The sequence below is a fragment of the Desulfosporosinus fructosivorans genome (assembly GCF_004766045.1).
GTDB lineage: Bacteria > Bacillota > Desulfitobacteriia > Desulfitobacteriales > Desulfitobacteriaceae > Desulfosporosinus > Desulfosporosinus fructosivorans.
Genome location: NZ_SPQQ01000025.1, coordinates 1 through 24035 on the forward strand (window position 1 = coordinate 1; position 24035 = coordinate 24035).

At 42.8% G+C, this 24035-nt stretch carries 29 protein-coding genes and 2 pseudogenes; 5 read left to right on the forward strand and 26 right to left on the reverse strand.

Translation table 11 applies throughout. The features are described from left to right. The 7 genes and pseudogenes from E4K67_RS28120 to E4K67_RS28155 form a co-directional block, all read right to left on the reverse strand. A pseudogene (locus E4K67_RS28120) lies at nucleotides 1–500 on the reverse strand (exosporium glycoprotein BclB-related protein); the annotation flags it as partial. Nucleotides 501–545: 45 nt separating this feature from the next. Then, a complete protein-coding gene (locus E4K67_RS28125) occupies nucleotides 546–890 on the reverse strand; it encodes a hypothetical protein (protein ID WP_135552836.1) in 345 nt (114 codons plus the stop codon). 64 nt (nucleotides 891–954) lie between these two features. Beyond that, nucleotides 955–1293 (reverse strand): hypothetical protein, encoded by a 339-nt coding sequence (locus tag E4K67_RS28130; protein WP_135552838.1) that lies wholly within the window; start codon nucleotides 1291–1293, stop codon nucleotides 955–957. Between the two features lie 273 nt (nucleotides 1294–1566). After that, the gene (locus tag E4K67_RS28135; protein WP_135552840.1) at nucleotides 1567–1959 is read right to left on the reverse strand and encodes a hypothetical protein; all 393 of its coding nucleotides are present in this window, start codon (nucleotides 1957–1959) and stop codon (nucleotides 1567–1569) included. Between the two features lie 534 nt (nucleotides 1960–2493). Then, the gene (locus E4K67_RS28145; protein WP_135552842.1) at nucleotides 2494–3183 is read right to left on the reverse strand and encodes a sugar phosphate nucleotidyltransferase; all 690 of its coding nucleotides are present in this window, start codon (nucleotides 3181–3183) and stop codon (nucleotides 2494–2496) included. Between the two features lie 19 nt (nucleotides 3184–3202). Then, nucleotides 3203–4189, reverse strand: coding sequence for an SDR family NAD(P)-dependent oxidoreductase (locus E4K67_RS28150; RefSeq protein WP_135552903.1), 987 nt, complete (start codon nucleotides 4187–4189; stop codon nucleotides 3203–3205). Nucleotides 4190–4457: 268 nt separating this feature from the next. Continuing rightward, entirely contained in the window at nucleotides 4458–5585 is a 1128-nt protein-coding gene (locus E4K67_RS28155; RefSeq protein WP_135552844.1) for a glycosyltransferase family 4 protein, read from the reverse strand. A gap of 401 nt (nucleotides 5586–5986) precedes the next feature. Here E4K67_RS28155 and E4K67_RS28160 point away from each other — a divergent pair, with 401 nt between their 5' ends. The 5 genes from E4K67_RS28160 to E4K67_RS28180 all read left to right on the forward strand — a co-directional run bounded on the left by E4K67_RS28160 (nucleotide 5987) and on the right by E4K67_RS28180 (nucleotide 12781). Continuing rightward, nucleotides 5987–6994, forward strand: coding sequence for a glycosyltransferase family protein (locus E4K67_RS28160; protein WP_135552846.1), 1008 nt, complete (start codon nucleotides 5987–5989; stop codon nucleotides 6992–6994). Nucleotides 6995–7082: 88 nt separating this feature from the next. Then, nucleotides 7083–8639, forward strand: a complete 1557-nt coding sequence (locus E4K67_RS28165; protein WP_135552848.1) for a YncE family protein — start codon at nucleotides 7083–7085, stop codon at nucleotides 8637–8639. Between the two features lie 114 nt (nucleotides 8640–8753). Then, nucleotides 8754–10481, forward strand: a complete 1728-nt coding sequence (locus E4K67_RS28170; protein ID WP_243454671.1) for a hypothetical protein — start codon at nucleotides 8754–8756, stop codon at nucleotides 10479–10481. Between the two features lie 217 nt (nucleotides 10482–10698). After that, nucleotides 10699–11649 (forward strand): CgeB family protein, encoded by a 951-nt coding sequence (locus E4K67_RS28175; RefSeq protein ID WP_135552850.1) that lies wholly within the window; start codon nucleotides 10699–10701, stop codon nucleotides 11647–11649. 136 nt (nucleotides 11650–11785) lie between these two features. After that, nucleotides 11786–12781 carry a glycosyltransferase family 4 protein gene (locus E4K67_RS28180; protein WP_135552852.1) on the forward strand — a complete coding sequence of 332 codons (996 nt, stop codon included), beginning with the start codon at nucleotides 11786–11788 and terminating at the stop codon, nucleotides 12779–12781. Nucleotides 12782–12853: 72 nt separating this feature from the next. Here E4K67_RS28180 and gvpJ (E4K67_RS28185) read toward each other — a convergent pair whose 3' ends face one another. The 19 genes and pseudogenes from gvpJ (E4K67_RS28185) to E4K67_RS28275 form a co-directional block, all read right to left on the reverse strand. After that, nucleotides 12854–13066, reverse strand: coding sequence for a gas vesicle protein GvpJ (gene gvpJ, locus E4K67_RS28185; RefSeq protein WP_135552854.1), 213 nt, complete (start codon nucleotides 13064–13066; stop codon nucleotides 12854–12856). A 247-nt stretch (nucleotides 13067–13313) separates the two neighbouring features. After that, nucleotides 13314–14794 (reverse strand): annotated as a pseudogene (locus tag E4K67_RS28190) (IS1182 family transposase). Between the two features lie 136 nt (nucleotides 14795–14930). Further along, nucleotides 14931–15143, reverse strand: coding sequence for a gas vesicle structural protein GvpA (gene gvpA, locus E4K67_RS28195; protein WP_135552856.1), 213 nt, complete (start codon nucleotides 15141–15143; stop codon nucleotides 14931–14933). 122 nt (nucleotides 15144–15265) lie between these two features. Then, on the reverse strand, nucleotides 15266–15634 hold the full coding sequence (locus E4K67_RS28200) for a gas vesicle protein (RefSeq protein WP_243454672.1): 369 nt from the start codon (nucleotides 15632–15634) through the stop codon (nucleotides 15266–15268). Nucleotides 15635–15648: 14 nt separating this feature from the next. After that, the gene (locus tag E4K67_RS28205) at nucleotides 15649–15981 is read right to left on the reverse strand and encodes a gas vesicle protein K (protein WP_135552857.1); all 333 of its coding nucleotides are present in this window, start codon (nucleotides 15979–15981) and stop codon (nucleotides 15649–15651) included. Between the two features lie 12 nt (nucleotides 15982–15993). Beyond that, on the reverse strand, nucleotides 15994–16725 hold the full coding sequence (locus E4K67_RS28210; protein WP_135552859.1) for a GvpL/GvpF family gas vesicle protein: 732 nt from the start codon (nucleotides 16723–16725) through the stop codon (nucleotides 15994–15996). Further along, on the reverse strand, nucleotides 16722–16922 hold the full coding sequence (locus tag E4K67_RS28215; RefSeq protein WP_199242678.1) for a gas vesicle protein: 201 nt from the start codon (nucleotides 16920–16922) through the stop codon (nucleotides 16722–16724). Before E4K67_RS28215 ends, E4K67_RS28210 begins: the two co-directional genes overlap by 4 nt. Next, a complete protein-coding gene (locus tag E4K67_RS28220) occupies nucleotides 16915–18000 on the reverse strand; it encodes a GvpL/GvpF family gas vesicle protein (protein WP_135552863.1) in 1086 nt (361 codons plus the stop codon). Before E4K67_RS28220 ends, E4K67_RS28215 begins: the two co-directional genes overlap by 8 nt. After that, nucleotides 17997–18203 (reverse strand): gas vesicle protein GvpG, encoded by a 207-nt coding sequence (locus tag E4K67_RS28225; RefSeq protein ID WP_135552865.1) that lies wholly within the window; start codon nucleotides 18201–18203, stop codon nucleotides 17997–17999. Before E4K67_RS28225 ends, E4K67_RS28220 begins: the two co-directional genes overlap by 4 nt. 43 nt (nucleotides 18204–18246) lie before the next feature. Continuing rightward, nucleotides 18247–18960: a GvpL/GvpF family gas vesicle protein gene (locus E4K67_RS28230; RefSeq protein ID WP_158408603.1), complete on the reverse strand. Its 714-nt coding sequence runs from the start codon at nucleotides 18958–18960 to the stop codon at nucleotides 18247–18249. A gap of 87 nt (nucleotides 18961–19047) precedes the next feature. Continuing rightward, entirely contained in the window at nucleotides 19048–19323 is a 276-nt protein-coding gene (gvpO, locus tag E4K67_RS28235) for a gas vesicle protein GvpO (protein ID WP_135552869.1), read from the reverse strand. A gap of 15 nt (nucleotides 19324–19338) precedes the next feature. Next, nucleotides 19339–19563 carry a gas vesicle protein GvpJ gene (gvpJ, locus tag E4K67_RS28240; RefSeq protein ID WP_135552872.1) on the reverse strand — a complete coding sequence of 75 codons (225 nt, stop codon included), beginning with the start codon at nucleotides 19561–19563 and terminating at the stop codon, nucleotides 19339–19341. Nucleotides 19564–19669: 106 nt separating this feature from the next. After that, on the reverse strand, nucleotides 19670–19912 hold the full coding sequence (locus E4K67_RS28245) for a hypothetical protein (RefSeq protein ID WP_135552873.1): 243 nt from the start codon (nucleotides 19910–19912) through the stop codon (nucleotides 19670–19672). Nucleotides 19913–19914: 2 nt separating this feature from the next. Then, nucleotides 19915–20799 carry a gas vesicle protein GvpN gene (gene gvpN / locus E4K67_RS28250; protein ID WP_135552875.1) on the reverse strand — a complete coding sequence of 295 codons (885 nt, stop codon included), beginning with the start codon at nucleotides 20797–20799 and terminating at the stop codon, nucleotides 19915–19917. Nucleotides 20800–20804: 5 nt separating this feature from the next. After that, on the reverse strand, nucleotides 20805–21221 hold the full coding sequence (locus tag E4K67_RS28255; protein ID WP_135552877.1) for a hypothetical protein: 417 nt from the start codon (nucleotides 21219–21221) through the stop codon (nucleotides 20805–20807). A gap of 68 nt (nucleotides 21222–21289) precedes the next feature. Further along, nucleotides 21290–21496, reverse strand: coding sequence for a gas vesicle protein GvpJ (gene gvpJ, locus E4K67_RS28260; protein WP_034140498.1), 207 nt, complete (start codon nucleotides 21494–21496; stop codon nucleotides 21290–21292). Nucleotides 21497–21732: 236 nt separating this feature from the next. Further along, the gene (locus E4K67_RS28265; protein ID WP_135552879.1) at nucleotides 21733–22182 is read right to left on the reverse strand and encodes a hypothetical protein; all 450 of its coding nucleotides are present in this window, start codon (nucleotides 22180–22182) and stop codon (nucleotides 21733–21735) included. Nucleotides 22183–22403: 221 nt separating this feature from the next. Continuing rightward, nucleotides 22404–22559 carry a hypothetical protein gene (locus E4K67_RS28270; RefSeq protein WP_206752234.1) on the reverse strand — a complete coding sequence of 52 codons (156 nt, stop codon included), beginning with the start codon at nucleotides 22557–22559 and terminating at the stop codon, nucleotides 22404–22406. Nucleotides 22560–22790: 231 nt separating this feature from the next. Next, entirely contained in the window at nucleotides 22791–23846 is a 1056-nt protein-coding gene (locus E4K67_RS28275; protein ID WP_135552882.1) for a DUF6385 domain-containing protein, read from the reverse strand. Nucleotides 23847–24035 lie beyond the last annotated feature (189 nt).

Here is a 24035-nt window from a genome sequence, read left to right on the forward strand (position 1 = left end):
CCTTGGATGCCTTGGACTCCCTGGGTTCCCTGAATACCCTGGGTTCCTTGGATGCCTTGGACTCCCTGGGTTCCCTGAATACCCTGGGTTCCTTGGATGCCTTGGACTCCCTGGGTTCCCTGAATACCCTGGGTTCCTTGGATGCCTTGGACTCCCCCTATTGGATCAAGTTCTGCAGCTACTAATCGATGTGCTGCGACTAAATTCCCTTCGGCATCTTTTCCCCAGGCGGAAATCTCTACAGCATCAGAGCTGGTGATGAATTGGAATTCAAACTCATCAAACTGCGCGAAATAGATCCTTTCTGCTACTTCCCCTGGAGCCATAATAAACAACTCCAAGACATACAGAGTTTTCGCGATCCCTGTCACGAAAAACCCTTCAATAAAGACGCTAGCAGCAATTGTGTCATCATTGGTGATTTTTATTGTAAACGTTGAGGTTGGTCTTACTTCGGCGACCGGAGTATTTTCGATTAATCCAGTAGTTAATTCAGCCATGTCCTCGTCTCCTTCCTTCCTTACCTACTTTATTATAATTTCTCGTTAAAATTGGTTAACCTCTTGTGCAACTACCCTATGAGCTGTCGTCAGATTTCCTGCTGCGTCTTTCCCCCAAGCAGTGACTTCTACAGCATCTGAGCTAACCGTAAATTGAAACTCAAAGGCATCAAATTGGGCGAAATAGTTTCTCAGGACCACGCTACCTGCAGTAAGAGCCAACAGCTCCTGAACATACATCACTTTTGTCGTTCCACTTTGAAAAAATCCTTCAATTAGAATATCTATTGTAACGGTATCATCGTTCGAGATATTTACTGAGAGTGTTGAGCTCGGCCTAACACCCGCAACCGGAGTGTTTTCAAACAAACCCGTAGTTAAATTTGGCATTTTTTCCAACCTCCTTTATTATGGTTTATATATAGTATTGTACTTGTCCGATTTTCGTTACCATTCAGACGCTTGCTTCGGCTACTTCCACATGAATCGACGTAAGATTTCCAGTGTCATCTTTGCTCCATACAGAGACTTTTACAGCCTGCGAGCTAACAAAGAATATGAACTCGAAAGCATTAAATGGGATGAAATAATTCTTCAAAACCACTGTTCCTGCAGTAAGTGTGAAAAACTCTTCTACATACTTCACTTTTGTGGTTCCACTCTGAAAAAATCCCTCAACTTGAATTGCTACCGTAGAAGTATCGTCATTTGAGATATTAACCGAGAGAGTTGAACTCTGTCTAACCCCTCCAATCAAGGCGTTATCCGACAAACCCGTTGTTAAATAGGGCATATATCTTCACACCTCCTAAATTATGGGTTTATTTATTGTATTGTTCATGCCCTAATTTTGTTCCTTTCAATTGTGTTAATGCTGGAACGAATTCCTTTGTTGGACATATTTTATTTTTATAAAGTAGATTAGCCCAATGGATAATGTTAAAAGCAGAACTGATACATACCTCTATAGATGGTGTATCAGTTCTGCGCATGAACCATGCAGGGGAGGCCTCTTTGAGGCCGTCCTTTATATGGGTCTCCGTTTAAGTTTTCTTACAGCTTTTTGTTAAAAGTCCGCATGGCAAAAATTATCTTTGCATACATTTTTTGGAATTTTATCAAGGCAACAGTCTTTATCTTGGATGGTAATCCATTCATTTATTCTATGGCACCGGTCAAACTCGACAAAGATTCTCGTAGCTCCTACTATTACCTCTGAAAAAATTTCCATAAATTGAGGTGAAACTTCCCTAAAGGCTATGGCACCAGTATTACAAAGCTGAACAACCCAGAAAATTTTATGCTTCCTTACAATAAATAAACTGTCTTCAATGAGTCCTTGACCGCCCTTCGGGCAGGGACAAAAAACCCACTTCGGCTTACATTGTTTGACACATCCTTGTATTTCTAGAAGCAACTCATCATCTGATCCTATCCCTTGTTGGTCCATTTCTAGCATTACTTTTCCCCCTTATTTTTTGATAAACAGCTGTTTAGTTGTCCATCTAATCCATTATATGATTAGCTTTATCATAGTGTTCATAACTGCTGTCAAAATCCCCACGCTCTATCTTCGTTTCTTACCTTATCTCACCTATTTGGAAAAAGAACAGATTCTCAAAATCATGATTGGTATCATACCCTACGACAAAAAAGTAAGATGTCAATCTCTTGAATTAACGTCTTACTTTTTTAATAAAGACTATCGCTTATACCGCCCCCACTCTCTACCTTCGTTTCTTACTATTTATCAATTCTAGAAAAGAATAAATTTTAGTTGAAGTCCCATTCGAGAGGACCTCCACCCTCATAGTAGCCGTCCGCTCTGGGATGATACAAATGAACCGTTGCCGCATCTGTTGAACAGTAATGACAACCGTTTCTCAATAATCGATCAATGAAATCCTCCAACGATCAATACCTTTTTCATGCTCTTCTGATGCTCCTTATCATAACGCCTGATTATAATTAAGCCTTCTACAATTCCCTTTTACTAAAGCTTTAAGTGCTTAAACTCCTCTTTAGCCTTTTCGAGGTCGGCCATTGTCCCAATATCAAACCAAAGGTCCTCGCTTTCATAACTTACCACCTGAGCTTGTTCTGAAAGAAGACGCTGAACTACGTCCGGCATATCAAACCGTTCGTTGTCAGGAATTAGCGTAAGAACTCTTTTGTTGATGACATAAATCCCCATACTCGCCCAATAGTTAATAGTTGGTTTTTCAGAATAGGCGGTTATTCGACCATCCTTCGACTCTAATACTCCGAACGATGAACTGATGGATTTCTTCTGAACAGCCACGGTCATATCCGCATTCATCGCTATATGGTGTTCATACAACGCCCTAAAATCTAAGGTTGTTAATTCATCCCCATTAACAACTAAGAAGTTCTCGTCTAAATCATTGACCATTCTCAACGGACCAGCTGTCCCTAAGGGGATAGTCTCCACAGAATATCGAATCGTCAAACCAAAATAGCTTCCATCTTGGAAATACAGTTTAATGAAATCTGCAAGATACCCCAAACACATGATGATTTCAATAAACCCAGCCAGCTTGAGTTGATGCACGAGGATCTCCGCGATCGGTTTATCCCCAATGGGAAAAAGGGGCTTTGGTAAAATTCTGGTATACGGATCTAGGCGTGAACCTCTACCTCCTGCTAAAATGATTGCTTGCATAATCTTCTCCTTCACCTTTTCAAATTTGGTATTTCCCTATCTGGAATCGATTCATATGAGCAGCAACCCAAGCTACAGTCCTTTTGATCCCTTCTTCCAATGACACACGAGGTTCCCACCCGATCACTTCTTTAGCCAATCGATTATCTGCTAAAAGACGGTTTACCTCGCTGCGGCTCGGGCGAACTCGTGCTTCATCGACCACGATTTTCGCTGTACTGTGCACCGTTTTTACAATAATCTGAGCTAATTGACCAATCGATATTTCCCTACCCGAACCAATATTTATCACCTTACCGAAGCCCGCTTGGCTCTGCGCTGCTTTAATAAATCCCTCCGCCGTATCAGTAACAAAGGTAAAATCGCGCAGGGTTTCTGTGTTCCCAAGACGTATTTCTTCACAGGCTAGGGCTTGAGTAATTAAAGTGGGTATAACGGCTCTAGCAGATTGGCGCGGCCCATAACAATTAAACGGCCTTACCGTCACAACCGGTAAATCATAGGAAGCGTAGAAGCTTTCAGCTAGCTTATCTGCGCCGATTTTGCTGGCTGAATAAGGGGACTGACCCTGAAGCGGATGAGCCTCGTCTATTGGGACATAAAGTGCAGACCCATATACTTCACTAGTTGAAGTGTGCACGATTCGTTCCACTCCATGGTCGCGTGCTGACGTCAGAACGTTGAATGTCCCCATAATATTGGTTTCCACAACCTCACGAGGATTTTTATAAGAGTACGGGATCCCCACCAAAGCCCCTAGGTGGAAAACAGCGTCACACCCTTTAACCGTTCGATCGATTACATCTGCATCACGTAAATCTCCTGCTATTATTTCGACCTGTTCAAGTAACCCAGGCTCCAAATCTTCTAAGTTCCCACGACCATCTCTAGAGTTATATCGAATAAAAACACGAACCTTTGCGCCTGCTTTGACCAAGGCCTCTGTCAAGTGACTGCCGATAAACCCTCCTGCGCCAGTGATCAACACCTGTTTTTGCTCCCACATCACGTTCTTTCATCCCCTTTGTTACAGTCATTGATATATCGTATGTCAGAGTTTGTATATCTGACACCGTTGCTTCAAACCAATACTCCCTTCGTATCTTTGTAAGCACACCGAGCGCATTCTCGTCAAAGAAGCAAACAGCGTCAATCCCAGTCGTTCCACCCCCCATCGACACAAACTTGAAGAAATTTTTTAGCTTATGGAGCATGGGGAGAGGCATTGTGATTCCTATAGGAATACGTATCGGCCAAGGATGGTGCCGACTGTGCTAAGGCATCGACTCCCGCATGACCCTCAAATATTTTGGAGCAAGCTGATCCCACTCAAATGTCATGGCTCGCTCTCGCCCTTTCGCTGCAAGGGCCCGTAAAAGGGATGGATTATCGAGGGCTGTCATTAATGCACTCGACAACTGTTTTACATTGCCCGCTTCAAACGTGAGGGCACATGAGTCAGAAATCAATTCTGCGAGTCCCCCAGCTTTTGAAGCAATTATTGGAGTCCCGATTGACATTCCTTCCAGCGCCACCAATCCATAGGCTTCACGTCGACTTGGTATAACGAGACCCGCCGCACGCCCCATCCTCTGCCATACCTCTGAATTTGACTTCCAACCATGAAACTTAACCCAGTCTCCTAGCCTCTTCGACTGAACAAACATCCTCAAGTACGCTTCATAGTGATCTGGTCCCTTGCCGACAATATTTAAATGAAGTTGACGCCCGCTTTGCCGAATTATAGACATGGCGTGTATCAAATCCTCAACCCCTTTATAGTCCATCAGTCTGCCAACATAAAGAAACTTATTTGAGCTCTCTGGTTGCCAAGTTTCTGAGGGCAATGAAATACCGAGAGGCAAAACCTCCGTTTTGGAAAGGTATTGGGGAAAATGCTCCGCCAGGTAATTCCTTTCACTATGACTGATAAGTTGAATGCGTTGACAACGCATGAGAAGTTCTTCTTGAATTTTAAACTGCGCTTGCATCTCTAGCTCCGGTCTGTTGCCTAATTCTCTGCGTAAAAACGAATAAACGGAATAAAAAATAGGAATAAGTCCTCCCGAAAGGGTATAAGCCAAAGGAGTAAAATTGATGGCATGACTATGAATTAAATCCCACCGCTGATTAAGCCCAGGAAATCCCTGACGCACGACATCAGTCTTGATCATTCCTAAATAGCCAAAATATTGGCTGTTTCGAGGTAATCCTAAGACTTTGATCTGTTGTCCTCTCAAGATCCACCTAGGTACGTTCCAATCACTGCGTGGAACTATGACCGTCTGTTGTACTCCCCAGCGATCCAACATATTTATCATGCCTGTAGCCGCTGTTCCGGCGCCACCAAATCTTTCCTCTTCAAATTCATTGGTCAGCGTTAAGACATTCAAACATATCACCCCCACACTTCCATCCTATGCGACAAGCTTTAATAGGTTCCAAGGCATTAAAGGTAAACCGTCCGCCTGAAGAAGTCTGTCCGATACTAACTCGGTCAGACTTCTTTAGGCAAGATGAGACAACAACGGAGTACGCAGACAAGCACAGACAAGGGGGGACAGCCAGACAAGGGGACGGTTCTTGTGTCTAAATATAGACACAAGAACCGTCCCCTTGTCTGGGAAACCATTTGCGTCAAAGACGCAAACAGCCCCAGATACCTATCTTAACGTCTTTCAGTTCCAACCACCGTCGGTCCATCTCCATCTCCCAAGACCAGAGCAAGTGTCTACTTCCCAATTAACCCTTGTAAGCATATCTTGTTTTATAGCAACAATTAGGAACAACTAGGAGGTTACAAATGCCAACAATTATCTATCCGCCTTCAATCCCTTGGAGTTGGATGTTTCAGCGCCCGCAACAGCTATTGGGGCATTTTTCCGCTTCAGGACAGAAAGTTCTTTACGAAGATCTCGGCAACTTTCTCCAACCAGGGATCAGGAGTATATCCCCAACCCTACTTCTCTGTCAAGGGATTTCCGCCATGACAATCCCCCATCCACGACCACGCATTCTTTGGTTAACCGTTCCTTCGCATATTAATTTAATTCATTCCTATAGTCCAGATCTCGTTATTTATGATGCTGTAGATGAACCTAAAGATGAATTTGCCAGTTGGTTACCATATTATCCCACGATCCTAGAAAAAGCAGATCTCATTTTTTGTAGTAGTCAAAGCATTCATGACTACTTTTCTAAACGGCATCCACATGTTCATCTTGTCCCAAACGGTGTGGATTACGTCCATTTTTCACCTCACCATTTTAAGTGCCCAATTGATCTTCCTTCAGGAAAACCGATCATTGGCTACAGTGGCGCAATAGCCCCTTGGGTGGACTGGAAATTACTGAGTGTGGCGATCCAAGAAAATCCAGGCTTAAACTTTGTTTTTATTGGAGCCCTTTTTCAACTCAAAAAGTTTCCACTGAAATATGAAAATGTTTTTTATTTAGGACTTAAAAATTACCATGAACTTCCTTCTTATCTTCATCACTTTAATATTGGTCTTATTCCCTTTCTTCAGACTGAAATGACAAAAGGGTGCAACCCCATCAAACTCTATGAATATTATGCAGCGGGAATCCAGGTTCTCGGGACACCGCTTCCCGAATTGCTTACCATTCCAAACATCAATCTGGAAAATAACCCCCATTTATTTTCTCTGCGTCTACGCTATTTATTAGAAGGAAAAGATTTCAGCAAGGCCGAACGAATGGCTTACGCCCATGCAAATGATTGGGGTGAGCGGGCTGGAAGGATGCTTCAAGCAATTTTCTCAAGACTCCTAGAAAAAAATAATAGTGTGTAACACCCTACTCTGACATTGAATAGAATACGTTGAAAGTTCCGCAAATCCCTAGGTATTTTTCGGATTAAAAAAAAGGGGGAATACACACATGCTATTTGAAACCCATGCTTGGGTAACACTCGACAATGCCGTCGCCATATATAATGTTTACAGCGATGTGCTAGTCGCTACCATTCCCGTGGGGATTGCACCAGCTTTCCCAAAACGCACGCCGGATGGTACAAAGGTCTTAGTTCCCAATTCCGGTAGTAACACCGTCTCTGTCTTATGTACTGCGAAAAATCTTGTCCTAGCAACGATCCCAGTGGGTCTTGCACCTACATCAGTCGCAATTGATCCGACTAGCACAACCGCGTACGTTACAAACTCTGGAAGCGGAACTGTTTCAGTCATTAGCATTCCAACCGAGAGCGTTGTCAGCACTATAACCGTTGGTTCAGGCCCTGTTGATGTTACGCTTGCTCGGGACGGTAGCAGAGTCTACGTAAGTAATAGTGGAAGCAATTCAGTTTCTGTAATTAACCCAGTAACGAATACCGTGATCACTACGATCGCGGTAGGTAATTCACCCAATGGATTGGCCGTAAGCTTAGACAATACAAGACTCTTTGTTGTCAACAGTGGAGACAACAACGTTAGTGTCATTAATATCGCCACCAATGCCCTTGTAAGCCTAATTCCAGTCGGATCCAATCCTCAAAGAATTGCTGCGAACCCTGTAAATCCACTCTTTATGTACGTGAGCAACTTCGGATCAAACATCGTCAGCGTACTCTCTACAGCTGGACTTAACGTGATAACCACGGTGCCTGTAGGCATAAACCCTCGCGGCCTAGATGTGACTGGTGATGGGACACAAGTATGGGTTGCTAATGAAGGCGACAGCTCGATCAGCATCATTAATACCCTTACAAACACCATTGCAGCTGCACTTCCGACTTCCTTCCCGCCACGGGGAGTTTCTGTGGGCAGAGTTGGATCTGCCTTATCACCTAGTGACCCCATTGACTTGACTGACCCTTATCAACTCGAAGAAATAACAGAATCAGTCTGCATCATTGTTGAAAAAGTTTATGCTAGCTGTCAACAAAGAGAATGCTTCCCAGCCTTCATTGTCCCCTTGCCTACAGGTGGGGTACCTCCATTTACCTTTATCAGCATGACCTTTTCTACTGGTGTAATTGTTCCTGGCAGTGTCGTCATTACACCAATTCCAGCTCGCCCGAATTTCTCAAGGGTTCAGTTTACAATTCAAATCCCCTATACGTTAACCTTACGTGATTCAACCGGAGCTTTATTCACTGTCACTGGTACTCTACCCGATATCAATAAAGATATCGTAATGTACTTCCCACCAACTCGACCGGAATTCGACTTCAACTTGCGTGTTGAAACGAGAACGGAAGTATTAACAAGTCCATTGTTCACCTTGACTTCAATACAGCTTGCAATCGGAAGCTTCGTCATAACAAAAGTCACTGGCTTAGTTCAACTTCTCGTTCCTGCCTTTGGCTTCTGCCCAGAACCTCCGTTCTGCGAAGAGTTCCCAGACTTCCCAGAAAATCCATGTATCAATTTCTTTGATATCACACTCACCCCATTCCCCAGTGATTTCTTCCCACCTCAACAGGATACTTGCCTGTAAACGTTCAGCATGTGTTGTATCTTAAACTCTTATAGCATAAGGTATTGCCCTTCTAGAAAGAAAGGGCCGTCCACAACGGCCCTTTCTTTAGGCAATTTATTTGGATCACTTATTATGATGAAAATAAAGGAAGTGATCGTATTGGCTTTTCTAAATAAAACCGCTCTTACTCCTCTTCTCCTAACTTATGACAACGTATCAATGTACCTGCACATTGATCATCAAGAATGTGCTCTTTTTGGAGTAGAGAGCTCTGAACCCTTCTATCGGATCCACGAACCGCTACTTCTTGCTCATGGGATCATGACCGATGCCAAAACCGTCCATCTCGTCGTCCTTAAAACAAGCGGCGAACTCTGCTATACCCTAATTTCTGGCTCTTCAACGCCTCAGACAACGTTAATCGCCCAACTGGATGTACGCACCACAAAATACCGACGGCTCTTTCTTTTTCCTCAAGGAAAGATAATACATATCTTTTATGCCTCTACGCATCAAGCCATTCCAGATGTCTGGCATATTGAACATCGTCTTTGGAATGGCAACTCTTGGCTCAGTACTCGCATGGGAGAAGTTGTTCACCCGCGGGAACCCCTTTATCACGTAAACCTAGATAGTCAGGGAAACCTTCACTTTTTAACCGTCACTTTTCAGGGACGACATTCGCTCTTGTTTACGAACCGCTTTAATGGAACATTTAACATATGGGGATCTCCAGCAGAAACACTTAAAATTCCAGGTGAAATCGTAGATATAGCAGCACTCATGACATCGGATAATATCCATCATCTCTATTGGATTGTGAAAACTCCCAATGGTCAATTTGAACTCCGCTCTGCACAACAATCGGACGCCCATGAACTTTCCAGCACCTGGCATCCAGCACCCGCGCCTATCAAAACCTTTAATACTCCCTGCAAGAATATAGGAGCTTTGGAGCTTAATGGTGTTCTTTGGCTACTTGCACGTACGGTGGAAGAGGTCCTCATGATTAATAATGGGAACGGCTGGCGTTTGATCTCATCCAAGCCCGTCCTCCATCAGCCCTTACTATGGGTGCATAAGGCGAGAAGGAATTTTCATCAAACTTACTGGTTGGAAGATCAAGCTGAGCGGCGCGCTCCAGCCTTTTACCGTGAGTTGGGCTTCACTCTTAAAGATAAAGTTACGCCTGTGCCCACCCCTGTCCAAACTACTCAACCCATTCTTGCCCAGGATATTCCTCCTGTGCCAGCCTTCTATCCTGGGCAAATACCCTCTGATCTTCCTTCGCTAGCTTCAGTCACATTGAATGAAGTCGAATCAAGCACTCCCTCCCCAATAGAGGTAAATGTCATACCGGAAGTAATCGAGGCACCAGCTACAACAAATATACCAGATAATTCATCAGAGGATGTCTTGCCATCCTTGCCTATGAAGGAAAATGCCGAACTTGAACGTTTGATCACTACCGTGGCTCAGCTCGAACAAGAAAATACTAAGCTAAGTGATGTCCTTCAAAGCATGCTCTCGAAATTTGATCAAATCCTTGGGGCTATTTCGGACAATGTTAGTCAACCAAAACAACCCAGAAAATCCAAACAAAAAACATCGCATTATGAAGAATTCGAACATCCACAAACCGTATTCGAGACTTCTTTTGAAGAACCTGATGCGGTTAAAGAAGCCATGGCCAATCTCGAAAAAGAAACCGAAGGTCTCTCTCAAGTCCTACGGGTTATGATGGCCAAACAAGAACAGAGTGACTCATCTCTTGAGAATCTAGGGTTACAGATTTCTCAACTCCAAGAAGATAAAGAGGTTAAGAACAAAGGGGGTTTTTGGAACAAATGGATCACCTAGATTTGACCACTAATCTTGCTGAAATTCTATCCAAGTATCCTCAGACAGCCAATACTTTTCGTAAATTCGGTATTTCTACCTCCGGTTGAGGGGCAGCACACTTGCTCTGTATGAGCATTGAGCAGGCTGCTCAACGATATCACATTAACTCAGCAACTCTGATTAAGTCTCTGGAGGTTGTGATTGAACACTCTAAGCATGTATGGAGACAATACTAATGAAGATTTTATTTTTGAATGATTCATCACTATTGAGCTACGGATTAGCCTCGGGTTTTTCCTCCGTAGATGAAATTCGTTACCTCCCAGTCCGTTTGCCAGACTGGGAGGACCGTTTGACTGATTTGTTAAAGATATGGAAACCAAACTTTGCTTTTGCTGATGGGGTTTCTATTTCCACGGTGTTCGGAAAACTCTTTCCTCTTTTACGCCGTCATTCCCTCCCGCTCATTTATTGGGCTATTGATGATCCCCCGGACTGGCGCCTCATGTCCCGACCGTTGGCACGCGGAGCCAGTCTGGTTCTTACTCCTGCCCAAGAGTGTCTTCCTCTTTACCAGAGGGAGAAGCTACGAGCACTTTATTTCCACTTCGCCTGTAACCCAGCCTTTCATCACCCTACTAAGCCATCGCCTGCTTATACTTGCGATTTGCTTCTCGTTGCTAATTACTACACAGCCTATCCTCAACGGCGACTGGGGATAGAAACAATTCTCACACCCTTACGAAAGGGTCAGTTTCATTTGAAAGTATTCGGTAACGAAAACTGGCTGGCAAATAAGGACAATTACACTTTACCACCCGAAATCTACCAGGGATATTTGCCCTATGAGCAACTGCCCTGTGCTTATTCCTCGGCGAAGATCGTTTTAGGCTTACATTCTGTGATAGACTCGCCTACGATGATGAGCATGCGAACCTTTGAAGCCTTAGGTTCTCAAGCTTTTTTCCTCACGCACTGGTCCCTAGCTATTGAAAATATTTTTAAGAACCATGTCCATCTCGTCTGGAGTCGCCATCCAGATGAGACTTTAGAACTTGTGCGTTTTTACCTAAGCAGAGAGGATCTCCGCCGAAAAATAGCTCGCCAAGGTCAAGAAGAGGTGTACCTTAAGCATACGTATCAAAATCGTATAAAATCTGTTCGAACGCTTCTCGAAAAATTATAATATTAACCAATCATGATACTCCCACTTACAAGAGAGAGTGGTCCCCCCTGTACCACAGTACTCCCTTTTTAGTCCTTGTCTTTTTAGCTTTTTCTTTTAGAATCACATATTAGAGTTTCATAGGGGAGGAGTCTCAATGAAAGTACTTTTCCAAGCTCGCCCGGACTTTATGAAAAACCCTGCGGGCGATACTGTCCAGATGGTTTCGACCGGTCAAGAACTTAAAAACCTTGGCGTTGAAGTGAACATATCAACTGATCCGAACATTGATTTATCACCTTATGACTTTGTTCATATTTTTAATATTACTCGAATTAAAGAAAGTTACTTGTTTTTTCTTAATGCCCAAAAGCAAAAAAAAATGGTAGTCCTCTCTCCTATTTATTGGCCACCTAACGCTTACTTCAGGCGTGAAGGGGCTAGTCCCAATGCACTCTCTGTCTGGAAACACATGCAGCCTATGCGAGCCCGCTTGTTGAGCCAAAGCACTCTACTACTCCCCAATAGCCAGATCGAGATGGATGTTCTTCATCAAGATTTCCTGAAGATGGCGCCTTATCAGGTTGTACCAAATGGATTTCCAGATTCCTTCATTGGTACGACCCCAGACCTTTTTCGAAACCAATTTCCCCATATTCCCAAAGAATTCATTCTCTGCGCGGCTAGAATTTCATCGCGCAAAAACCAGCATTGGCTAGCTAAAATCTCACATGAACTAGGAGTATCTTTGGTTCTTCTAGGACCGGTTAACGACCAAACGTATTATGAGAGTGTGACGTCCTTTTCGAACGTCCTCCATATTGGGACTTTGCAGGGAGATCTTCTTGCTTCTGCTTATTCAGCAGCTGTTGCTCATGCCCTCCCAAGCTGGTTTGAAACTCCAGGCTTATCGAGCATAGAAGCTGGAGCGTGCGGTACCGTCGTAATATCTACAGACCAAGGAAGTCCTAAGGAGTATTTCCAAGATATGGCCCTTTATGTCCACCCACAAGATGACCTAAGCTTACGTACTGCCCTTGAACAATCCTTTAATGCCTCTCCCCTGCCCTTAATGCACCACATACACGAATATTATCCCTGGTCCAAAGTTGCAGAGATTACCTTAGAGGCTTACATAACGGCAATGGGGTGAGTCTTGAATTCAATTGTTATTCTGTCTCAGCTGCACCATGAATGAAGAGAGGGATTTCTCCCTCCCCACTTGTTAATACAAATCGCCGTGGTGTTCAGCAGTTAACCCGACTGCGCAGGCATATCTTAAGAAGGTATTGACACTGGCAATCACGATACGCAGATCGACTGTCAAAAGTTCTATGCCGACTAAGGAAACCCTCACATAGCCGTCTATAACTATCCCTTTCTCTAAAATACGATCAACAACTTCTGCTAAGCTTGAGGAATCGACATCCTTTTTCATGCGTTTCCCCTCCTTTCTTTGTCATACTTTAGCTTATGTCCAATAGAGGACAAGGGTGAGTGAAAAGCTTCCTGTTTTAACAAAAGGATTTCTCGAGACCACTGAAAAAGTTTTAGTTTTTCAAACACCTAGGGGTATTTAACCCTCAGCAATAAGAAGAACCCGTTGTTGAGACAATTTGGTTGCAAATTGTTCAACTACGGGTTCTTCTTTAACTTATGTTAATATAATTTACCGATAATATTTTCTATTTTTCTCTCATCAAGGTTATTATCCTCTTCAGATTAACCGCAAATATTGTGGTTGCCCCTTGTAAACACATACCAAAGAGACCTGAGGCAGATGCAACATCATACCTATGTCTATGCTTTTGTTCGCTATTTTTAACCTCTATCTTGTAGCGTTCCTTGGATTTTCCTTAAAGTACTCACTTTCTTGAAATGCAGCCTGTTCCTCATGCATATGGTGCTTTATGGTTACAGAATAAGATTTTGTTTTTGACCCTTCTTTGTAGCACCCCACCTTCAAGTGGCAGCCTTTACATTTTTCCACATCGAAAAAGTAGGATTCAATGGTTCCCGTACTATCTTTTGCATGCTTTTTGGGAGAGCTACTTGTTTTTTTGAAGCTCATGTACCCAGCCTAACAGACATACATCTCTGCATCCTTATTAAATTCAAAAGTATTTGGATTTATGCGGCCCGCCTGAAGGTGTGTTACGCTTTTGCTTAGTTTAGAGACCAAGCAAATGTTGTTTTCTTTTGCATAACCAATATTGTCTTTTTCTGAATAAGCCGTATCGCCTATTATATTCCTTACCTCAATAGCTGCCTCTTCACTTTTCTCCACCAACTCCTGGAGTTGCTTGCCATCGTGTTTTTCTCCCGATGTAACCGTAGCTGCGGTTATAATCCGTTCTTCAGTCATTGCAATATGTGTTTTATATCCAAAAAATGAAGTATCTGCGGTCTTATGACCAACTTTCGCGTCAGAATCCTTTGATAATAAGGCCAAGGCCAATTGTTCAAGGTCATCATCAACTAGCTCTTTTAGCATATTCAATTTTTCTTTCACAGCTGGATAGCCCGAAATAATTTCTTCATTTTCTATGATCGTTATTAGCTTTTGGCAACATACCAGCTCATCTTCCAGTAGTCCATTATTAACCTTTGCCGGGAATTGCTCTTTCATCGTTTCATCTATGGCATAGAGCGCTTTGCGCAGCCTCTTTGAATATTCTACTAGATTCTCACGCGGCGATTTTTGATTGTACCTCGCCTTTGTATGGGTGGAATCTACAATGATGGATTTGCTTTTTATTACGCCTTGCTCCAGAGTGATTTCCACTATTTTATTAATTAATAAGTCAAGAAAGTTTGAATCTTTTAGGCGCAACTTTCTAAATTAAGTTAGTGAGCTTGCATCGATAACTCCTTCTTCTAGCGTCATCTCCAAAAAACACTTAAACGACATATCATATTTAGATCGTTCAACTACATCAACATCTGAGATGTCGAAAATGCTTTTTAGCAATAGATATTTAAACATCCGTACGGGATCTATCGCACCTCGTCCATTATTTTGACAATAGACGTTAACTAACTCGTCATAAATGAAATTGAAGTCTACCAATTCATTCATCTGTCGCAATAAATTATCTTTTGGTATGGCCAGCTCGTACATGCCCGCATATGGACTAAGAACCATGCTCATTTGCTTTTTTATTATCTAAATCACCCGCTTATGTTATTGCTCTAATTATTTCAAAAAAAGAACCTGAATTACTCGCTTCTTCCGTAATTCCGGTTCTAAATTGGATTCAATTTGTTTTTTCAGTGGCCTCGGATTTCTCCCTCCCTTTTTGTTAAAACAGGTCACCATGATACTCGGTAGTTAGCCCCACTGCGCAGGCATATCTCAAAAAGCTATTGATACTGGCAATCACGATACGCAGATCGACCGTTAAAAGTTCAATGCCTACTAGGGAGACCCTTACATACCCGTCAATAATTACCCCTTTTTCTAGAATACGGTCAACAACCTCCGCTAAGCTTGAGGAATCGACATCCTTTTTCACGTGTTTCCCTCCTTCTCCTTGTCCTACGATATCCTATGTCCTAAATTGGACAAGGGTGATTAAAAATCACCTCTTCCAATAAAAAACAAGAACGGCTTTCACCCTCCTTGTAACTTGCTATATCAATTTCGATATTTAGGCCTTTTCAGAATCGGTTCTTTCTTTTCTAGAACTTTTGAGCTATCTTCAAAGACCTCATCCGGTTGAATATTAACCGCTTTTGCTTTTGGTTCTGGTTCTGCGTTTCCAGTAATAGCTTGTTGTTCAGGTACCCTCGCGCGTGACGACAGATAAGGATCATGCACCCACCAGTCAATCCCCATTTCCCTAGCTTTATCCACGGATGCCACAAGCAGGCGAATCTTAATGTTCAATAGTTCAACATCGGCCAATGAAATTTTTATGTCTCCAGCGATCACGATCCCCTTGTCTAAAATTCGTTCTAAGAGATCTCCCAAACCAGTACTGTTATTGGAATGTTGAATTGCCACGCTCCTCCCCCTCCCTACATAAGATTCCCCAAAGGCCCAAGATCAAGGTTTAAATCTTCCTCTTTTAGTCCAAATATCTCACGCATTTCAATCATTTTATTATCCAATTTTAAGAAGGTTTCTCCCATTTCTTCTATTTCAATTTCCGATAATGTCCCACCATCAATCCTTCGCAAAGCTTCATGCTCCATTACTCTTCTTAATAATTCCACCAAAGTAAGTACAAGTTTTGCAAGCCCCTGATCTGCATTCTCTTGATTGGTGTTAACACGGCTTACGTTGCTTTGCTCTTCAAAACCAATAATCTGCTCGGCAATCTTTACACCGGAATCGTCATCCTCAATCATCAGATAACCCTCCTACCCCCAATTCAAAGACTCGTGAAGAAGAAAATACTCTGGCTTTAGTGAAAATGAACTAAAATGAAACGGTGGCCACGGACCAGTCCATTCACCCGTAAAATCTACTTCATCCAAAAGGATTTTTAATTCATTGATGAACTCTTGTTTAAAGGTATTAGCTACTAAAAACCCCATATTTATTCCCGCTCCTCGAGTTTGAGGAGACTCCGACCAACAATCCTTTATCCACGGGGTTAACCGTGAACTAAAATGCGTAATGACCTCACGGGCCTTCGCCACTTCCCTTTCTATAAGTTGATGCCAAACCCTCATTCGATCTAGATATTCTTTTCCGTTTTGTACGTTTTCCCTCAACGCTGCATATGCTACATGAACGAACTCCTGATTTCTTTGTGGAATAGTCAAGCAATACTCCGAGCACCCTTCCACTTTGTCAAAACAGAGATCCAATTCTCGTTTATACGTCTGTAAAAGTTCAACCAAATGCACCTCACTTGAAGCACTCACTCCAGACTGTATCGGTAGCACCGTTAACTGAAGGCTGCGGATTTCTTCAAACCACTGCAACATAGCTGATAGAAAGTCCTGTTTCGTCGTAAATATTTCCTTTGGAGACTTGCACCAAATTACACTGTGCGAACCCACCGTTGCCATTGTTATTGAAAACGGCGGTTCGCTAGGCAGATTCGTACCATTACGTATAAAACCTAAAAGATAGGGCCGTTTCATAGAGTCACGTCCTTCTTTAAGGTATTTCCTTCGAGCATTGTCTGTACCGAGGTGAGGACGATTTTCAAATTCAGATACACTAAATCTACATTGCCACAGCTGAGGATAAGATCGCCGGAGATAACGACTCCCTTATCAAGCAACTTCTCCACCACTTCAAGGAGCGTAACTTGTTTCGAATTTGCAATATCACCCACCCGCAGTTTCCTCCTCATTCGTTAACCTTGAAAAATGATAGGGGGGCCAAGGACCAGATACCTCTAAATTGAACCCTAACGGATCAACCAATTCGTCAAATTCTCCAAGCTTTTTATTCCATTCTTCACGGTATTCTTTGGGCATCAAACACTGTACCGCAAAAACAACATGTTGTCCCTCCGATACAACAACTCCCGACTTATCTAAGAGTATTACTTCCGTAGCAATATTGTTTAGATCTTGGTAAAGTGATTCGCCATAGTCATTCATGACTCGTTCCATTTCTTCCTCTATCTTTTTCTCCCATTGGCGTTTCTGAAAATACCCCCCTCCGCTTTGCACACCAATATACGGTTGATCTTCATGCAGCTTTTCTAAAAGTTGTATACGATTGACAAAAAGCTTAACATGAATCTCATGCTGGTTTTCTAACCTTCGTAAATCCTCTTGTATGTCCTCTGCATTCTGGGCTAATTGTCTTCTGATATTTTCCTCGTCAGTGAAGATTGTGCAAAACGGCAGGGGAATGATCGACCTGCCCTCAATTGTTTTCATTAGGGTTTCTTCGTGACGCCGCGCATGATTCTCTACCCAGGCCATATCCTCCATATGGAGATGGAGGGACTCTTCATTGTACTCTTTTTTAGGGACTGGGCAGACAAGCATACCCAGGTTTCCATTTTCCACAATACGACATGGTCTGTCCTCCATGCCAGGTAAGTCAACAATATACTGATTTGTTTTAATAATGCCAAAGGCGTACAAAACCTCTTCATCAGTAAATGGTGTGGGATCAGCTCTACTGAAATCACACACCTTGCTAAGTTGACAAGTATTATTGACCTCACTGATTAGAGCTTGAGGCGCAGTGTCCTCTTTTTCCACTGAGACTTCTGGATGCTCTGTTGTGGAAACCACTAGATAAGACTGCTCCTGAAAAAGGCACTGGATGACAGCTTCACCTTTCGCTCTCAAGCGCGTCATAATGTCTTGTTCAAGTTCCTGGATAACCTTATCTTCACACTGACTAACAAGCCTTTCTACTCTCTGTTCCAATCCTTCAAGGGACCACTTCATTCTTCAATCCCTCTTTCCTGACCTGCCATCAGTCGTGCAAAAAGCCGTTGTTCGTGTTCGCGATATTCCGCTAGTGTAATTTCTTTAGTTTCCAACATATACTGCCGCTGGCTGAGTTCTCGCCGTATTGCTTCAGGACTATAGTATTCTGCTTCGGCATGCTCAATAACTTGTTTGATTGCCCAAATCGGAAATCTAAACATACCTTATCCATCCTCCAGGTCAGAAATAATTTAGGCTTTATTTCTAATTAACAAAGTGATGCGGCGCCCAAGGGCCTGTATATTTAAAAATCATAGTTGCCGAGTACTTTTCATAAAGAATTCCAACCGCTTGATCAAAGTCCGCTTCTTTCTGACGTTCAACTAAATATACTCCATCAAAGGCTTGGAACTCATCCATGGGATCTTTAACCACCCACTCGGTGGCTAAAGGGCGAAGCATTGCGAGAAAGGACTTTTCGATTTGTTTTCGCTCATAATCCGCAACTTCCATAATTGCTTTGCCAAACTCTACTACATCGTAACCCTGACCTTCCCCTCGCTCAAGCGCTTTTTTCCAGCGCCCTAAGCGTTTGTTCTTCATCATAGTTTCTTGGAAGCTCTCCTTTTTCCACCAAACCTTAAGTTCGACTTCTATTTTGTTATCTAGGTTGGCGAGAAACCTCAAATATTGTTTTTTATCTTTTTTAAGAACCTCGTGGATTTCCTCTTCTTTATCGAATAAGGTTCCAAAACGCAAAGGAACTATCGTTGTGTGTTTTATGACTTGACATAATACCTCCGTGTAGAGACTCATACTTTCTCTCGTTGCACTTGCCATCAAGTCATCTTCAATCTTCGCGCAGATCATCCCAAGTTCCCCTTCTACAATAAGGCAGGGAGACTCTTGGTTAAGGCCAACTTTCAACGCTTCGACTTGAATGGAGTTTGCCCGAATAATTCCATAACCATAATACAAATTCCCCCCCCCTTGTAACGAAAACTTGACCGGCATTAAACCTTCTAAATTAGCACCTAAAAAAGAAAGTCATGCTACGACACGACTTTAAAAATCTTCGCCATCTATTTGGCCAATTTCATCCCGTTCACGCAAACTGATCCTCTTATAGCCTAAAATCTCACGGGTGCCACTGACTTCTACCTCATAAATCCCCACAACGTCATCTAGTGCTCGGCGTCGCTGGTAGTCCGAATCCTCGATCGTTTCAACATGTACCGTCCAACCGTTTTCACGCCGCCTTACTCCGATGACGTTTGCCTCCTTTTCCAGGACGCTTTGAAAGAAAGTTTTTACATCATTGACTAATTGTTGAATGTCCACGCTTCATCTCCTCCTTTAATTCCTCATTATTGAGGAAGAATCAGCTAGGGTAAGCCCAATGGCGGAAGCGTATTTTAAATAGGTATCCACTGAAGCGATCACAATACGCGCTTCAATGGTGATGAGCTCGATTCCAACCAATGAAATCCTGACAAAAGCATCAATGACAATTCCCTTGTCAAGAATGCGGTCAATGACCTCCGCTAAACTACTTGACTCTACGCTCTTACTCAATGCCATGATCTGACCCCCTCCCTAACCTTGCCTATCACATATATATGATGGAGATCAGAAATCATGACATAAGTTCGAGTAATAGTTTTTTCCTAAAGCCATTCCTTAATGCTTAAAAATCAGTACGTAGGTTGGTCACACGTTTTTTGAGTATCCGTTCGAGTTTTTGCAACTCCTTTTGCACGACTTTTACCCTTTCCTCAATCACTCTTACGCGTTTAGCTATCTCCGCTTGCTCTGCCTCGAGTCGATGAAGTTCCTGATCGTACACATGCATCTGGAAAAAGCTTGGTTTATGATCTCGGATTGGCGGTCTCATTAGCTTCGGCCTTAGAGGTGGAACCTGTTGCATCATTTTCACTTCCTATCCTCTGGGGTATACTTATCTAATTCCGATTCTATACGTTTAGAGAGCAATGAATTGCTTTCGCCATCGTTCTCGTAGGAAATTTCCGACCCGATAACATCCATTAAAATCTGGTAGAATAAAGGGTTTGAGCGGACAGGTTTTGATCCTTTTGTCGCCAAGATCGTGGCTACCATGATTGCCGCACGAATGCTGACCTTAATAATATCATTTCCTCGAATACCACGAATGACATCTACAATTCTAGCCGCTTCGCGCCAGGGCAAACCTGATCGGCTGGCAACGATAGCCACCTCAGATTCACGGTCTAAACCTTTTATTGCTATAGTGATAACACGGTCTTTCAAGGCATCCTGAAGCACGTGTACCCCTGCGTATTCAACTGGATTACTGGTTAAAATTACTGAAAAGTCAGGATGAACGGTTAACTTTATCTCACCTTTTTGAATCGCTGATAAATCCAGAGTCCTTTCTTGTAAGACAGATAAGAGTACATTATTGGTTTCTGGTTTGGAACGAGTGAAGTCGTCATAGACAAAAGTATGGCCATTTCTGCAGGCATGAGTTATTCTTCCGTCATACCAAACACTATCCATAGATTCTTCAGCCTTCCAAACGGAATGAACATAGTTATCCAGCAATTTCTTCCTGCGCATTCCTGAGTTTCCTCCAACCAAATCAGAGGGTTTATACTCGTCATTACCCTGGAGCGTTACTATCGGGCGTCCCAAAAGCTCAGCGATATGCATTGCCAGAGCAGTCTTCCCCGTTCCAGCTGGCCCACAGAAATGAACGGCATAACCGGCTTGAAGATAGAGCAAAGCGCGGTTTGTAAGGTCCTTAAAATATGCTGTTTCGATAAATGCATCTGGCAATTGCCTTACCTCCCTATACGCTTTCTCAAGATATACCCTCCATTTTCATGCTCGCCCTTTGATTCTTCAGGCTTTCCCAAGATATACCTTCCAGCTTTATACCAGCCCTTCAAATCTTCTTCGCGCTCTCTAGCCCATGTGTTCATCTCACCAATCTGTGAGACCTCATTACCCTTCAGTACCTTCACTAAGGTCGCCCTTTCAACTCTGTACTTATCTAGTAAGCCACTAGCGTCTCCTACAATTTGCTCCTGAGCCTTCATTTGATTATTACGATCAACATCACTCAACTTATAGAGTTCTGCTCGATCCTTTTTCACTTTTGTCCGAATTTCCGAATGGAGTGTTTTCAATTCGTGCTCCCTTTGGTCGAACTCCCGACATAACACACGCCCTAATTCGGAAAGATTTATACTCATCATTTCTTCTCCTTTGCATAATAAATAAATGGGAGGGAGTCTCTCCCCCTCCCTAACATACCTCACCCAATTTAGAAATCGTGATGAAGCTCTGTTAAGCCAACTGCTGCAGCATATCTCAGCCAAGTATTAACGCTCGCAATTACTACACGTGCATCGATGGCCAGAAGTTCAATCCCCACAAGAGATACCCGCACATATGCATCAATAACGATGCCTTTGTCTAAAATACGGTCCACAACTTCTGCTAAGCTCGAAGAATCAATGTCTTTTTTCATTCTGTTAACCTACCTTTCTAATTTTAAAAGAAGATTTTGAGGAATATCGCTGATCGGGCCTTTCCACTCTCCCTCACTTCCAATTTATGTCATTATCCACGAAGGTGTGCAAGCTTTTCAGCAATTTATTTCCTCACTTTGTTTCCTTTACACTGTATGTGTTTCGGGCATTCGCTGTTACCAAATCCAAAATCTTACATAATAATAGTGAACGCAATAGAGGGTTGAATATGGAGCTAGCTTAGAAGGTTATATTTGTTCCAACTTTGTATCAACTGGTTTGCTACTTCCTTAAAATCTGATTTTGTGGTAAAAATAACTTCGTTCTCACCATATTCGTCCCTAACCTCAATGCAAAGATATTGTTCTTCACCCTCAGTATTCATAGCTGTATTTCTGTCAATTTTTAATTCTTTAGGCAACTGCGATATAATCTTGATAGAACTGATCTGGGAAAACACAAAAACCTTGCGATTAAAAGCTATTGCGTTCTTTGGATGAAGGGAAATAGCTATCGACCCTCTTTTTAAGTCCGGGTGACCTCCAATCATTTTTACTAATTTCGCCATATACGGTTTGCCATACTTTTCATCGATCTTGCCAAATTCCGTGCGTACCGTCATGAGAATGATAAGTAATACTATAAACAGAACACCACAAAAACTCAGACTAATTACACCAGCCACCGCTACATTTACCTCCCTTTCATACAGGAAACTTACTCCGTGAAGCACCCAACTTCATAAAGTTTTATTTACTTTTTCATATATCTTATTTTCAAATTCAGTAATTTGTTACCTATACCAATTTAGACAATAGACTAATTTCATTCCTTCGGGATACACATAAGCACAAGCAGGCTTCCGTTAAAGCTCCCGACCGCAAACACGGAGTATCGCACATAGAATCAAACGAACCGTCCCCCGACTTTCACAACTCCCATTTTGAGAGCGGCCCTAAAGACAAGACGGTGCACATGAAATGTACCGTCTCCAGAACCCTCTCCAAAAACACCTAAACGTTCCCCGTTCCAAGCCCATACCCATACCCATACCCAAGCCAAAGCCAAAGCTGCAGTGTGACACGAGCGCGACATCTTTACGTAAGCGGCTCAGTAAACTTCAGTGTAAGCGACCTCAAATACGGGGCAACGAATAAGGATGTGAGTTGCTGCCATTGCGCCAAGGACAGCGCATTTGGCAGGCACCCCGCACCTCCTTTAAGAGCTTACACGGTTAGTTTGCTCGCGTCGTAACAACGAGCGCGGTGTCACACAAGTCCCCTCACAAGTCCCCTAATTTTGAGCTTGAACCCAAATTCTCAACGTCGTCAAACCCTCCGCCTTATAAGATAACCGTGTATAACGCAGAAATTTTTCTGGTATTATAATGACAAGTTTTCCGGGACTCACCTCTAATTGATTGCCCTCTCCCGCCCAATGAACACCGTCAGGACTAAGCTCTGCTTGCACATGTGCCGACTCTGTCCCGAAATTATACACTGCAAAAGAAAAACGAGACAAAGCAGAGACATCACGAGTTGTTGTGGAGGACATTGTCTGGTCAGCTGTTACATCTTCAAGACTTTCCTGAAATCCATGTCCGCTAATCTCCACTTGTGCCCGTCCGCAAATAGACGTTGCTAAAGGAGCTTGACTACTCCCGAAAATTTGCACCTTATCTCGAGTCGGTGTGAGGTTTCGAATATCCGCATTAACATTAGCTTGGACAGTCACCGGGATCTTTAACGGAATCGGCATAGCAAGTTGAATCGGCTTAATTATTTCTCCGATGGTCTGTATATGATTTATAGGTTCAATCATCTTCACTTTTTTTACTCGCCTTTTCATACGAATTGGTGCCAAGGGATACGCCATTAGTTTATATATATATAAGTCACCAGGCCCCAAAACTCCCGTCTCTAAACGTAGAAACCGAATCTCAGAACCCACACTTATGGCTTGCTTAAACTGCTCTTGTCTCAATCCCGGTCGAAAGCTAAATTCCCACGGCTTCAATACCTCACCGTTTGATCTAACTGGATAAATACGCAAATAGGCCTGCAGTTCAGGCATACCACTTTTAAGAACCATTAAGATCTGCCAATCTGCGTCCTTAAGGATGTCAAGAGACGCCTCGGATGTCTGGATGATTCCAGCTCTGGGGGCAGTTGAATTTTTTATCTCCAAAACAGGTTTTCCCTCTAATGGCCTATTCTTAAATTTCCAGTCAGTTTGATAATTCCCTCCAATTTGAAGCCACGCATCCGGAAAATCCGATTGGGTTCTGCTTATTATTTGGAAATTTCCATTATATAGTTTACTGAATAACCCCAATAGATTCTTTTCCATTTCAAAACCCTCCGTTCGGATACGTTGCGCTAGACCTAGTTATGTTCAACTGAACTCCTGACATAAGAAGTGAGTTCCCTTTATCCTATCGGTCAAACTATAAAAATAGCACAAATTTAACCATTCATAACTTATTCCAAAAACTGGCATTTGATTCTTTTCGTAATTCGTGCTAAATTTGTGTTGTAC